Below are 13644 nucleotides of genomic sequence, written 5' to 3'. Positions count from 1 at the left end.
CGCCATGACACCGGGGGGTACCGGAACTAATCTGCCGCTTCCAGGCCACTCGCCTGCCCGAGGAGTAGTCGTTCGATGAGCGAGCACCGTCGCAAACCGCCGCAGCCCGAAGGCGGTGGGCGCGCCTCAGCCCGCCGCACCGCCCCGCCGCGCCCCGGAAGAGGCGCGGCCGGACGTGACGTCCCCACGGCGTCGCACAGCGGCCCGTACGCACCGCAGCCCGCCCAGGGCAGCCGTGCCGATGCCCGCCGGGCTGCCCAGAGAGGCAGCGGCCGCGGGAGAGGAGCCGGCACCGCCACGCGCGACAAGCGGCTCATCAACTACCCGCGGTCCGACAGAGACGGCTGGAAGCGCTTCGTGCCGTCCTGGAAGTTCGTCGCCGGCACGGCCCTGGGCTTCTTCGCGGTCATCACGGCCGGTACCGGCATCGGTATCGCCATGGTGAGCACGCCGGACCCGAACAAGGCGGCGCAGGCGCAGAACAACGTCTTCTACTGGGCCGACGGCAGCCAGATGGTCGCGACGGGCGGTTCGATGAACCGCCAGATCGTGCCCATCTCCAGCATCCCCCGGTCGATGAGGGACGCCGTGATCTCGGCGGAGAACGAGTCCTTCGAGACGGACAAGGGCGTGGACCCGATGGGTGTCGGCCGCGCCGTGTGGAACATGGCCACGGGCGGCTCCACCCAGGGCGGCTCGACCATCACCCAGCAGTACGTGAAGAACACCTACCTGGACTCCGACCAGACGCTCAAGCGGAAGGCCACCGAGCTCTTCATCGCGATAAGGCTGGGTGTCACGGAGGAGAAGGACAAGGTCCTCGCGGGCTACCTGAACACCGCCTACTACGGCCGGGACGCCTACGGGATCCAGGCCGCGGCCCGCGCCTACTTCGGCAAGGACAGCCAGGACCTGAACCCCTCCGAGTGCGCCTTCCTGGCCGCCGTGCTGAAGGGTCCCAACCTCTACAACCCGGACGGCGGCATCGGCGCCGCGGCCACCCCCGCCCTCAACGAGAAGCGGGCCCGGGAGCGCTGGAGCTGGGTGCTGGACCGCGAGGTCGAGGTCGGCCGGATGGACAAGGCCGAGCGGGCGAAGTTCACGGACGCGGACTTCCCCCCGCGGGTCGAGTCGGAGCAGGCCCGCGGCATGACCGGGCAGATCGGCTACCTGGTCGACACGGCCAAGGCCTACGTGATGAAGACCAAGGGCATCACCCCTGAGCAGATGGCCATGGGCGGCTACCGGATCAAGACCACCTTCCAGAAGCCGAAGGTGGACGCCATGGTCAAGGCGGTCGAGGACACCCGTAACGGGTTCATCGACGAGAAGGGCCGCCCCGAGACGGACACCTTCGTACAGTTCGGCGCGGCCTCGGTGGACGTGAAGACCGGAGCCCTCGTCGCCCTGTACGGCGGCCCGGGCTGGGACCACAAGTACTTCAGCAACAACGCCAACTCCAGCGGTGTCCCGGTCGGCTCGACCTGGAAGCCGTACGTGCTGGCGGCGGCGATGGAGTACGGCACCCAGAACTCCAAGGGCAAGGGCATCTCGGCCGACAGCAAGTACATGGCCAACGACCTCACCGTGATCAACAACCGTGAGGGCAAGCCCCTGCGCGACGCGTCGGGCGCGCCGTTCAAGCAGAAGAACGAGAGCCCCACCGCCTTCGGGTACGTGACCCTCAACGAGGCGATGGAGAAGTCCATCAACGTCCCGTTCGCCCAGCTCGTCTTCGATGTCGGCCACGACAAGGTCAGGGCCGTGGCCAAGTCCACGGGCATCCTGGAGGAGTCGGTCAACCCGAACAACGACGCCTCCTTCGCCCTCGGTACCTCCACCCCGAGCGCCATCCGCATGGCCGACTCGTACGCGACCTTCGCCGCCTCCGGCACGCACCGCGAGCCGTTCTCCGTGACCGAGGTCGAGAAGGACGGCGAGAAGCTGGCGGGCTTCGAGGCCCCCAAGGCCCAGCGGGCCATGGACAGCGCCGTGGCCGACAACATCACCAAGGTGCTGGAGAACGTCGTCGAGAACGGCACCGGCAAGAAGGTCCAGAAGCTGGGCCGGCCCGCCGCGGGCAAGACCGGTACCACGGACGAGAACAAGTCGGCGTGGTTCGTCGGCTACACCCCGGAGCTGTCCACCTCGGTGGTCCTCTTCCGCACCGACCCCAACTCGCCGGACAAGAAGCTGATCTCCATGAAGGGCGTGGGCGACATCCCCTCCCTCCACGGTGGTGACATCCCGGCCGAGATCTGGACCGAGTACATGGGCGAAGCGCTCAAGGGCCAACCGGTCAAGCAGTTCCCGGAGGCCGAGGACATCGGCGTGACCGCCGACTCCGCCGGCGCCCCCTCCCCCACGCCCTCGGCCGTCGTCCCGGCGTCCCCGTCCCCGTCGACGCAGCCGCCGAGCTCCCCGCCGGCGTCCCCCTCCCCGTCCAAGGGCGGCCGGCCGACCTGCCCGCCGTGGAAGCTGTACTGCGACCCGGACACCACGCGCGGCAACAACAACGGCGGCGCCAACACCGGCACCAGCACCGGCACCAACTCGGGCAACACATCCGGCACCAGCACCGGGGTGATCGGCGGATCCAGCGGATCACCGTCCCCGACGCAGAGCGGCAAACCGGGCCGCCCTGGCGGCATCACCGGCGGGTTCGACGGCGGCACCGGGTGACCCGTACCGCCGCTCCGTGAGCCGAGGAAGGCCGTCGCACCCCCCGTGCGACGGCCTTCCCCCATGTCCGGTCCGGTACGGCAGGATGAGCCCATGACCAAGGTGCACGAGGACAGCCCCGTACTGCCGACGCAGCAGGACGAGGTCGCCGCAGCCGGCAGTGAGCTCATCGGCGGCCCGCTCGGCCGCTACGCCCGGCTCGGCGGGCACTGGCTGGGGCCGGTCCGGGTCGTGGCGCTCATCGCCATCGGCATGTTCGCGCTCGGCATGGTCCAGAAGCTGCCCTGCTACGACTGGGCGTGGTTCCGGGGTGCGGGCTCGCAGTACACCCACGCCTGCTACTCCGACATCCCGCACCTGTACGCGGTACGCGGCTTCGCCGACAACCTGACGCCCTACTTCGACCGGCTCCCCGGCGACATGGAGTACCTGGAGTACCCGGTGCTCACCGGGCTCTTCATGGAGATCGCCTCCTGGCTGACCCCCGGCAGCGGCTCCATGCAGCACCGCGAACAGATGTACTGGATGGTCAACGCGGGCATGCTGATGGCCTGCGCGGCCGTCATCGCCGTGTGCGTCGCCCGCACCCACCGCCGCCGCCCCTGGGACGCCCTGCTCTTCGCCCTGGCGCCCGCCTTCGCCCTGACGGCGACGATCAACTGGGACCTGCTGGCCATCGCCCTGACCGCCGCCGGGATGCTCATGTGGTCCCGCGGCCGGACGGTCCTCTTCGGCATCCTCATCGGCCTGGCCACCGCGGCCAAGCTCTACCCCGTACTGCTGCTCGGGGCGCTGTTCGTGCTCTGCTGGCGGGCCGGGAAGTGGCGCGCCTTCGGCGCCGCCGCACTCGGCGCGGCCGGAGCCTGGCTCGTGGTCAACCTGCCGGTCATGCTCTTCGCATGGGACGGCTGGAAGAAGTTCTACACCTTCAGCCAGGAGCGGCCCATCGACTACGGCTCGGTGTGGCTGCTGATCTCCCAGCGCTCGGGCAACTCGCTGGAAGGCGCCAACACGTACGCGACCGGGCTGACGCTCCTGCTGTGCGGGGCCGTCGGCCTGCTCACCCTGACCGCCCCGCGCCGGCCCCGCTTCGCCCAGCTGGTCTTCCTCGTCGTCGCCGCCTTCATCCTGTGCAACAAGGTCTACTCGCCGCAGTACGTGCTCTGGCTCATCCCGCTCGCCGCACTGGCCCGGCCGCGCTGGCGGGACTTCCTGATCTGGCAGGCCGGCGAGGTCGTGTACTTCCTCGGGATCTGGTTCTACCTCGCCTACACCTCCAGCGGTGACAAGCACCAGGGCCTGCCCGTGGAGGGCTACCAGCTGGCGATCACCGCCCACCTGCTGACCACGCTGTACCTGTGCGCGGTCATCGTCCGGGACATTCTTATGCCCGAGCGGGACGTCGTACGCCGGGACGGCTCGGACGACCCCTCCGGTGGCGTCCTGGACGGCGCGGAGGACGTGTTCGTGCTGTCGGACGCGGCGAGGGCGCCGCAGTACGCGACGCCCTCGGACGGACAGCGGGTCGCCTGGGGCGCGAGCGCCCAGGACTGACCGGTCGGACTCAGGCGTCGAGCACCCGGTCGAACTGCGTGGTGGTGTGGCGCAGGTGCGCCACCAGCTCGTCGCCGACCTTCGGCTCGGGCGCGTCCGCGGGCACGAACAGGATCGACACCTGCATGTGCGGCGGCTCCGCGAACCAGCGCTGCTTGCCCGCCCACACGAAAGGCGAAAGGTTCCGGTTGACCGTGGCCAGACCCGCCCGTGCGACGCCCTTGGCGCGCGGCATCACACCGTGGAGCGCCTTGGGGGCCTCCAGTCCCACCCCGTGCGAGGTGCCGCCGGCGACCACGACCAGCCAGCCGTCGGAGGCCGCCTTCTGCTGCCGGTAGCCGAACCGGTCGCCCTTGGCCACGCGCGTGACGTCGAGGACCGCGCCGCGGTACTCGGTGGCCTCGTGGTCGCCCAGCCACAGCCGGGTGCCGATCCGGGCCCGGAAGCGGGTCTGCGGGAACTGCTGCTGCAGCCGTGCGAGCTCCGCGGCCCGCAGGTGGCTGACGAACATGGTGTGCAGCGGCAGCCGGGCCGCGCGCAGCCGGTCCATCCAGCCGATGACCTCCTCGACCGCGTCCGAGCCGTCCGGGCGGTCCAGGGGCAGGTGCAGGGCGAAGCCCTCCAGCCGGACGTCCTCGATGGCGGCGTGCAGCTGGCCGAGGTCCTGCTCGGAGATGCCGTGACGGCGCATCGAGCTCATGCACTCGATGACCACCCTGGCCCCCACCAGGCCGCGCACCCCGTCCAGCGACGCGACCGAACGGATGACCCGGTCGGGCAGCGGCACCGGGTCCTCGCCCCGCCGGAACGGGGTGAGGACGAGCAGGTCGCCGCCGAACCAGTCCTTGATGCTGGAGGCCTCGTACGTCGTTCCCACGGCCAGGATGTCGGCGCCCATGCGGGTCGCCTCCTCGCAGAGCCGCTCGTGGCCGAAGCCGTAGCCGTTGCCCTTGCAGACCGGGATCAGCCCGGGGAACTGGTCCTGGATCTGCTTCTGGTGCGCACGCCAGCGCGCGGTGTCGACGTAGAGCGTGAGCGCCATGCCCGTCCGGAACCTCTCCTGAGAAGCTGCGTGGTGCAGCGGTGCTGTGTGTACGTGTGGGGCGGGGTGGGGCGGGTCAGCGGCGCGACATGTAGATGTCGAGGGCCTTGTGGAGCATCTTGTTGAGCGGGAAGTCCCACTCACCGACGTACTCCACGGCCTCGCCGCCCGTACCGACCTTGAACTGGATCAGACCGAACAGGTGATCGTTCTCGTCCAGCGTGTCAGAGATGCCGCGCAAGTCGTACACGCTTGCGCCGAGCGCGTACGAGTCGCGCAGCATGCGCCACTGCATCGCGTTCGAGGGGCGCACCTCGCGCTTGTGGTTGGCGGAGGCGCCGTACGAGTACCAGACGTGCTGGCCGACGGTGAGCATCGTGGCGGCGGCCAGCGGCTCTCCCTCGTGCGTGGCGATGTAGAGCCGCATCCGGTTGGGGTCCTCGGAGTTGAGGGCCGTCCACTGGCGCTGGAAGTAGCTGAGCGGACGCGGGCGGAACTTGTCGCGCTCGGCCGTGATCTCGTACAGGTGCTGCCAGGTCGGCAGGTCGTCGTAGCCGCCCTGGACGACCTCGACGCCGGCCTTCTCGGCCTTCTTGATGTTGCGGCGCCACAGCTGGTTGAAGCCCTTGAGGACGTCGTCCAGCGAGCGGTTGGCCAGCGGTACCTGGAAGACGTAGCGCGGCTGGACGTCGCCGAAGCCGGCGCCGCCGTCCTCGGCCTGCTGCCAGCCCATGCGGCGCAGCTTGTCCGACACCTCGAAGGCGCGGGGCTCGATGACCGAGGCCTCCACGTCGCGCAGGCGCTTCACGTTCGGGTCCTGGATACCGGCCTTGATGGCGGTCGAGTTCCAGCGGCGGATGACGACGGGCGGGCCCATCTTCACGGTGAAGGCGCCCTGCTGCTTGAGGTGGGCCAGCATCGGCTGGAGCCATTCCTCCAGGTTCGGGGCGTACCAGTTGATGACAGGGCCCTCGGGCAGGTACGCGAGGTACCGCTTCACCTTGGGCAACTGCCGGTACAACACCAGGGCCGCTCCGACGAGTTCGTCGGACTCGTTGAACCATCCGAGGTTCTCGGAGCGCCACTCGTTCTTCACGTCGGCCCACGCCGGGACCTGGCAGTGGCTCGCCGAGGGCAGGCTCTGGAGGTAACCCAGATGCTGCTCTCGGCTGATGGTCCTCAGGGACAGGCTCATGCGGGGCGTCTCCTCCGGCGGCTTCGCTGCTATGGCGCGAAGCCTACTGCGACAGGGGCGCCACCCTTCTGGGGGACGGGCCGGGGGCCCGGGCCGGTGCGTGGCCGGCGCCCTGCCGAGGAGGTGTCCCGGTCGGCCCGGTCAGCCCCCGAAGAGGCCGCCGTGGAACATGCCGAGGTAGAAGCCGATGGCAGACGCGCCAAGGCCGATGATCAGCGCGAAGCGCTCGCGTGTCGTGACGGAGACGAACTGTCCGTACGCGCCGGTCAGGATTCCGATCAGCCCGGCCCACGAGCTGATCAGGTGCAGGTTGTGGAAGAAGGCCGTGACGAACGCCACGGCGCCGAGGGTCAGAGTGACCGCCATCAGGGTGTCCTGCAGCGGGTGGGGCTTGCCGTCGGTGGAGAGCAGGGAGATCTGAGGGGGCCGCATTGCCTGTGCCATCGGAAGGGCACCTCCTGGCTGAAGCTGGCGGTGCTGCGGGCTGCCTCCGGCGGGGGCCGAGGGCATAGCACCGAGCACACCCGATGGATACAGATTGTGGCCCTCTCCCGGCGGATTTCAACCGGAAGGACGCGACCAGGTAGTCTGTACAGCTGCGCGGTGTCTGCTCTGCGGACGCCGTGCTCACGCATCACGACCCTCCTGCCACGGAACGACCGTGGCCGCTGAGTCCAAAGGAGGTGGGTTCCACATGCGTCACTACGAAGTGATGGTCATCCTCGACCCCGATCTCGAGGAGCGCGCTGTCTCCCCGCTGATCGAGAACTTCCTCTCCGTCGTCCGTGAGGGCAACGGAAAGGTCGAGAAGGTCGACACCTGGGGCCGTCGTCGTCTCGCTTACGAGATCAAGAAGAAGCCCGAGGGCATCTACTCGGTCATCGACCTTCAGGCCGAGCCTGCGGTCGTCAAGGAGCTTGACCGACAGATGAACCTGAACGAGTCGGTTCTCCGGACCAAGGTCCTTCGCCCCGAGACCCACTGAACTTCGGTTCAGCGGTAATCGGGATCGAGTAGCACAGCAGCCCAGCAGCAATCCCCGCCGAGAGGTTCATCCATGGCAGGCGAGACCGTCATCACGGTCGTCGGCAATCTCGTCGACGACCCCGAGCTGCGCTTCACCCCCTCGGGTGCGGCGGTCGCGAAGTTCCGTGTCGCGTCCACCCCCCGCACCTTCGACCGTCAGACCAATGAGTGGAAGGACGGCGAGAGCCTGTTCCTGACCTGCTCGGTGTGGCGGCAGGCGGCGGAGAACGTCGCCGAGTCCCTCCAGCGAGGCATGCGCGTCATCGTGCAGGGCCGGCTGAGGCAGCGGTCGTACGAGGACCGTGAGGGTGTCAAGCGCACGGTCTACGAGCTGGACGTCGAGGAAGTCGGCCCCAGCCTGAAGAACGCCACGGCCAAGGTCGCCAAGACCACCGGCCGCGGTGGCCAGGGTGGATACGGCGGCGGCGGTCAGCAGCAGGGCGGCGGCGGTGGCAACTGGGGCGGAGCCCCCGGTGGCCAGCCGCAGCAGGGCGGCGGAGCTCCCTCCGACGACCCGTGGGCGTCCAGCGCGCCGGCCAGTGGCCAGCAGCAGGGCGGCGGCGGGGGCGGTTGGGGCGGAAGCTCCGGCGGCTCCGGCGGTGGCTACTCGGACGAGCCGCCCTTCTAGGGCAGCTCGCATCCCCACTTCTTGATCACACAGGAGAGACACAATGGCGAAGCCGCCTGTGCGCAAGCCTAAGAAGAAGGTCTGCGCATTCTGCAAGGACAAGACCGCGTACGTGGACTACAAGGACACGAACATGCTGCGGAAGTTCATTTCCGACCGCGGCAAGATCCGTGCCCGCCGCGTTACCGGCAACTGCACGCAGCACCAGCGTGACGTCGCCACGGCCGTCAAGAACAGCCGTGAGATGGCGCTGCTGCCCTACACGTCCACCGCGCGATAAGGAAAGGGTGACCGACTAATGAAGATCATCCTGACCCACGAGGTTTCTGGCCTCGGTGCCGCCGGCGATGTCGTCGACGTCAAGGACGGTTACGCTCGCAACTACCTGGTCCCGCGTGGTTTCGCGATCCGCTGGACCAAGGGTGGCGAGAAGGACGTGGCGCAGATCCGCCGCGCCCGCAAGATCCACGAGATCGCGACCATCGAGCAGGCCAACGAGGTCAAGGCCAAGCTCGAGGGTGTGAAGGTCCGTCTGGCCACCCGCGCGGGTGACGCCGGTCGTCTCTTCGGTTCCGTGACCCCGGCCGACATCGCCACGGCGATCGAGTCCTCGGGTGGCCCGAAGGTCGACAAGCGCCGCGTGGAGCTCGGCTCCCCGATCAAGACCCTCGGTTCGTACCAGGTCTCCGTGCGTCTGCACGCCGACGTGGCCGCGAACGTGGGCATCGAGGTCGTCGCCGCCTAAGGGCTGCGCTCGAAGGGCCGTACCCCGATGGGGTGCGGCCCTTCGTCGTTGCCGGGCGGTGTTTCACGTGAAACACGGTGGGCCGGGCCCGGATGGCTTAGCGGGTGGCTCCCGCGATCAGCCACCGGCCCGAGCCGGCCCGCAGCCGGAGAGTGATCATCCGGACCACCATCATCAGTGTCATGGCCCACCAGAGCGCCGTGAGGCCGCCACCGAGGATCGGCACGAGCAGTGCGGCCGGGGCGAAGGCGGCCAGCGTCAGGAGCATGGCCCGGGCCAGGTAGCGGCCGTCTCCGGCGCCCATCAGGACCCCGTCGAGCACGAAGACGATGCCGGAGACGGGCTGGGAGAGGGCCACGACCAGCAGGGCCGGCAGCAGGGCCGCCTCGACCGCCGGATCGCTGGTGAACAGCGGGATGAACACCGGGCGGGCCAGGACGACCAGCAGGCCGAGTACGACACCCGAGGCGATCCCCCACTGCACCATGCGGCGGCAGACGGCCCGGGCACCGTCGGTGTCGCCCGCGCCCAGGTAGCGGCCGATGATCGCCTGACCGGCGATCGCTATGGCGTCCAGGGCGAAGGCGAGCAGGCTCCACAGGGAGAGCAGGATCTGGTGGGCGGCGATGTCGGCGTCGCCGAGCCGGGCGGCCACGGCGGTGGCGATCATCAGGATCGCGCGCAGCGACAGGGTGCGCACCAGCAGCGGGGCGCCCGCCTGGGCGCAGGCCCGGATGCCCGCGGAGTCGGGGCGCAGCGAGGCACCGTGGCGCCGGGCTCCGCGGACGACCACGACGAGGTAGGCGGCGGCCATGGCGCACTGGGCGATGACCGTGCCCCAGGCGGAGCCGGCGATACCGAGCCCCGCACCGTAGACCAGGGCGACGTTCAGGCCCGCGTTGAGGGCGAAGCCGCCGATGGCCACGTAGAGCGGCGTACGGGTGTCCTGGAGGCCGCGGATGACCCCGGTGGCGGCCAGGACCATGAGCATGGCCGGGATGCCGAGCGCGGAGATCCGCAGATAGGTGATCGCGTACGGGGCGACCGTGTCGGAGGCTCCGAAGAGCGAGACCAGCGAGGGGGTAGCGGGAAGCACCACGGCGACGACGGCCGCGCCCAGCAGGAGGGCGAGCCAGATGCCGTCGATCCCCTGCCGGATGGCTGCCTGGAGGTCTCCTGCGCCGACGCGGCGGGAGACGGCCGCGGTGGTGGCGTAGGCGAGGAAGACGAAGACGCTCACGGCGGTGGTGAGCACTGCGGCGGCGATGCCGAGACCGGCCAGCTGGGGGGTGCCGAGGTGCCCCACGATGGCGCTGTCGGCCATCACGAAGAGGGGCTCGGCGACGAGTGCGCCGAAGGCGGGGAGAGCGAGTGCGAAGATCTCTCGGTCGTGCCGTTCCGGCCCTGCCTTGGGTGCTGCGACAGCCTGTGTCATGCGCTCAATCTAATCTTCCACAGGTAATAGATGCAACTGCCTTTGAATCCTTACTGACGCGTTGACTTGGGCGTTCCTCACACCTCGTTGGAGGCGATCTTGAGACAGTGTCCAAGAATTTTCTCCACCGCTGCCTCTGGAGGAGGAAATCCCAGTTCAGGTGGGGTAAGTGGGTGCCGCAGGTGATTTTGTCCACAGCGTCGTCCCCCGGTCCGTACACAGCTTCCGGCGAGTTACCCACAGCATTGGCGCCGTCATCCACATGTCATCCACACAGCCTGTGGATAACAAGATTGGCTGACGCCGCTCTCGGGCCTACCGTGGTTCGTTGCCCGACTCGCCGACGGCGGATTCGGGTGCCCCAAATGTCAGAGCCGTGTCGTAGAAAGAGTGACACGGCGAGGTCCGCGTTGCGGACGGGAGGAGGCGGCCCGGTGAGCATGCCCGAGCCCATGGACGACCCTTGGGCCGACAGCGGTCCGGGTGACCGTCTGCCCGCCCGTCCGCGCCGTAACAGCGAAGGCCGCGGCCGCGGGGACGAACAGCACGACCGGGGCCGCGAGGGCGGCTCCTGGGACTCCGGCGGCGGCGGCGGCTTCGAGCGCGTCCCTCCCCAGGACCTCGACGCCGAGCAGTCGGTGCTCGGCGGCATGCTGCTCTCCAAGGACGCCATCGCGGATGTCGTCGAGGTCCTCAAGGGCCACGACTTCTACCGGCCCTCGCACGAGACGATCTACCAGGCCATCCTCGACCTGTACGCCAAGGGCGAGCCGGCCGACCCGATCACCGTCGGCGCCGAGCTGACCCGGCGCGGTGAGATCAGCAAAGTGGGCGGGGCCTCGTACCTGCACACCCTGGTCCAGTCCGTGCCGACCGCGGCGAACGCCGAGTACTACGCGGAGATCGTCCACGAGCGGGCCGTCCTGCGCCGCCTGGTCGCCGCCGGTACGAAGATCACGCAGATGGGGTACGCGGCCGACGGCGACGTCGACGAGATCGTCAACAGCGCCCAGGCCGAGATCTACGCCGTCACCGAGCAGCGGACCTCCGAGGACTACCTGCCGCTCGGCGACATCATGGAGGGCGCCCTCGACGAGATCGAGGCGATCGGCTCCCGCAGCGGCCAGATGTCGGGCGTTCCCACCGGCTTCACGGACCTGGACTCGCTGACCAACGGCCTGCACCCGGGCCAGATGATCGTCATCGCGGCCCGTCCCGCCATGGGTAAGTCCACCCTCGCCCTGGACTTCGCCCGGGCCTGTTCCATCAAGAGCAACCTGCCGAGCGTGATCTTCTCCCTCGAAATGGGGCGCAACGAGATCGCCATGCGCCTGCTCTCGGCGGAGGCCCGGGTCGCGCTCCACCACATGCGCTCGGGCACGATGACGGACGACGACTGGACCCGTCTCGCCCGCCGGATGCCGGACGTCTCCGCGGCCCCGCTCTACATCGACGACTCCCCCAACCTGTCGATGATGGAGATCCGGGCCAAGTGCCGCCGGCTCAAGCAGCGCAACGACCTCTCGCTCGTGGTCATCGACTACCTCCAGCTGATGCAGTCGGGCGGCTCGCGCCGCCCCGAGAGCCGTCAGCAGGAGGTCTCGGACATGTCCCGAAACCTCAAGCTGCTGGCGAAGGAGCTGGAGGTCCCCGTGATCGCGCTCTCGCAGCTGAACCGTGGCCCGGAACAGCGCACCGACAAGAAGCCGATGGTCTCCGACCTGCGTGAGTCGGGTTCCATCGAGCAGGACGCGGACATGGTGATCCTGCTGCACCGCGAGGACGCGTACGAGAAGGAGTCCCCCCGTGCGGGCGAGGCGGACCTGATCGTGGCGAAGCACCGTAACGGCCCCACGGCCACGATCACGGTGGCCTTCCAGGGCCACTACTCGCGCTTCGTGGACATGGCCAACACATAGCATCCGATCATGGATGAGCTTGCTGAAGACCTGGAACTTCTCCCTGCCACCCGGCGCGCGCTGAGGCACCGGATCGCCGTCGCGCAGAGCGAAGGGCGGGCGCCGTCCGTGGTGGCGGCCGTCCTGCGGGGCGGGGAGGTGGTCTGGGAGGGCTCCCGGACCTCGGTCGAGGGACACGGTCCGGACGGCGACGTCCAGTACCGGATCGGTTCGATCACCAAGACCTTCACCGCGGTCCTCGTGATGCGGCTGCGGGACGAGGGTCTGATCTCGCTCGCCGATCCGCTGGAGAAGCACCTGCCGGGGACCGGCGTCGGCCTGGTGACCATCGCCCAATTGCTCTCCCACACCGGAGGGTTGGCGGCGGAGACGCCCGGCGAGTGGTGGGAGCGCACCCCCGCCGAGCTGCGGCCCGAGCTCGGCGACGTGCTGGGGGAGGACCCCTTCAAGCTGGCACCGGGAACCAGGCACCACTACTCCAACCCCGGTTACACCCTGCTGGGTTCACTGGTGGAGGCGGTGCGCGGAAGGCCCTGGGAAGAGGCGCTGCGGGCCGAAGTGCTGGAGCCGCTGGGTCTGGAGCGCACGAGCGGACAGCCGCAGGCCCCGCACGCCGGCGGCTGGGCGGTGCATCCCTGGGCGGACGTGATGATGCCCGAACCGCTGGAGGACCTGGGGCTGATGGCCGCGGCCGGCCAGCTGTGGTCCACGACACGGGACCTGGCGCGGTTCGCAGGCTTCCTGCTGCGCGGTGACGAGCGCGTCCTGTGCGCCGAGTCCGTACGGGAGATGCGCACGGCAGCCGCGCCCCCGGAGCCCGGTCTCGCCGAGCTGGGCTACGGGCTGGGCATGCAGCTGATGGCCGTCGGCGCACGCAGGCTCGCGGGGCACAGCGGATCCCTGCCCGGCTTCGTCGCGGGGCTGTGGCTGAGCGAGGCGGACGACGTGGCGGCGGTGGTGCTGGCGAACTGCACCTCGGGGCTTCCGGCCTCGACGGTGGCCGCGGATCTCGTGGGGATCGTGGCGGACGCGGAACCGCGTTTCCCGAGGCCGTGGCGGCCGTTCCCGGAGTCCGACCACGTGCCGCTCGAACTGTGCGGACCCTGGTACTGGGGGACTTCGGCCCAGGTGGTGCGCCTGACCGCGGACGGGCTCCTGGAACTGGGGCCGGTGGGCGCGAGCGGGCGCACGGCCCGCTTCCGGGCGGAGCCGGACGGCAGCTGGACCGGGCTCTTCGGCTACTACGCTGGTGAGACGCTGCGGGCGGTACGCCGTGCGGACGGCTCGGTGAGCCATCTCGACCTGGCGTCCTTCGTGTTCACCCGGGAGCCCTACGATGCCGAGGCCCCGGTGCCCGGCGGGGTGGACCCGCAGGGCTGGCGGGGCATCGGCTGACGGTCCGGGCGGCGCGGGCCGGG

The 13644-nt window shown here is 69.5% G+C and carries 12 protein-coding genes; 8 read left to right on the top strand and 4 right to left on the bottom strand.

The annotated features are described in order from the left end of the window. Positions 1-75: 75 nt before the first annotated feature. The gene (locus tag JYK04_RS21770; RefSeq protein ID WP_189737957.1) at positions 76-2682 is read left to right on the top strand and encodes a transglycosylase domain-containing protein; all 2607 of its coding nucleotides are present in this window, start codon (positions 76-78) and stop codon (positions 2680-2682) included. A gap of 93 nt (positions 2683-2775) precedes the next feature. Next, the gene (locus JYK04_RS21765) at positions 2776-4236 is read left to right on the top strand and encodes a glycosyltransferase family 87 protein (protein ID WP_189737953.1); all 1461 of its coding nucleotides are present in this window, start codon (positions 2776-2778) and stop codon (positions 4234-4236) included. 10 nt (positions 4237-4246) lie between these two features. Here the strand turns inward: JYK04_RS21765 and JYK04_RS21760 are convergent, their stop codons facing one another. The 3 genes from JYK04_RS21760 to JYK04_RS21750 form a co-directional block, all read right to left on the bottom strand. Continuing rightward, positions 4247-5278, bottom strand: coding sequence for an alanine racemase (locus JYK04_RS21760; protein ID WP_189737950.1), 1032 nt, complete (start codon positions 5276-5278; stop codon positions 4247-4249). 76 nt (positions 5279-5354) lie between these two features. Further along, positions 5355-6473, bottom strand: coding sequence for a lipid II:glycine glycyltransferase FemX (locus tag JYK04_RS21755; RefSeq protein ID WP_189737947.1), 1119 nt, complete (start codon positions 6471-6473; stop codon positions 5355-5357). Positions 6474-6614: 141 nt separating this feature from the next. Continuing rightward, on the bottom strand, positions 6615-6917 hold the full coding sequence (locus JYK04_RS21750) for a hypothetical protein (RefSeq protein ID WP_030008388.1): 303 nt from the start codon (positions 6915-6917) through the stop codon (positions 6615-6617). A gap of 250 nt (positions 6918-7167) precedes the next feature. On the opposite strand from JYK04_RS21750, the gene rpsF reads away from it, so the two are divergent. From rpsF to rplI, 4 genes are all read left to right on the top strand, one after another. After that, positions 7168-7458 (top strand): 30S ribosomal protein S6, encoded by a 291-nt coding sequence (gene rpsF / locus JYK04_RS21745; protein WP_004950685.1) that lies wholly within the window; start codon positions 7168-7170, stop codon positions 7456-7458. 72 nt (positions 7459-7530) lie between these two features. Then, a complete protein-coding gene (locus JYK04_RS21740) occupies positions 7531-8127 on the top strand; it encodes a single-stranded DNA-binding protein (RefSeq protein ID WP_189737944.1) in 597 nt (198 codons plus the stop codon). Positions 8128-8170: 43 nt separating this feature from the next. Next, the gene (rpsR, locus tag JYK04_RS21735) at positions 8171-8407 is read left to right on the top strand and encodes a 30S ribosomal protein S18 (RefSeq protein WP_005315025.1); all 237 of its coding nucleotides are present in this window, start codon (positions 8171-8173) and stop codon (positions 8405-8407) included. An 18-nt stretch (positions 8408-8425) separates the two neighbouring features. Beyond that, the gene (rplI, locus tag JYK04_RS21730) at positions 8426-8872 is read left to right on the top strand and encodes a 50S ribosomal protein L9 (RefSeq protein ID WP_030008386.1); all 447 of its coding nucleotides are present in this window, start codon (positions 8426-8428) and stop codon (positions 8870-8872) included. 97 nt (positions 8873-8969) lie between these two features. Here the strand turns inward: rplI and JYK04_RS21725 are convergent, their stop codons facing one another. Continuing rightward, positions 8970-10307, bottom strand: a complete 1338-nt coding sequence (locus JYK04_RS21725) for an MATE family efflux transporter (RefSeq protein WP_189737941.1) — start codon at positions 10305-10307, stop codon at positions 8970-8972. Positions 10308-10759: 452 nt separating this feature from the next. Between JYK04_RS21725 and dnaB the strand changes: the two genes are divergently transcribed. Together dnaB and JYK04_RS21715 are read left to right on the top strand one after the other, a co-directional pair. Next, on the top strand, positions 10760-12226 hold the full coding sequence (gene dnaB, locus JYK04_RS21720) for a replicative DNA helicase (RefSeq protein ID WP_030713894.1): 1467 nt from the start codon (positions 10760-10762) through the stop codon (positions 12224-12226). A 9-nt stretch (positions 12227-12235) separates the two neighbouring features. Further along, on the top strand, positions 12236-13621 hold the full coding sequence (locus JYK04_RS21715) for a serine hydrolase domain-containing protein (protein WP_189737938.1): 1386 nt from the start codon (positions 12236-12238) through the stop codon (positions 13619-13621). Positions 13622-13644: the final 23 nt, after the last annotated feature.

It is taken from the genome of Streptomyces nojiriensis, assembly GCF_017639205.1.
Taxonomy (GTDB): Bacteria; Actinomycetota; Actinomycetes; order Streptomycetales; family Streptomycetaceae; genus Streptomyces; species Streptomyces nojiriensis.
This window is presented reverse-complemented; position numbering and strand designations above follow the sequence as displayed.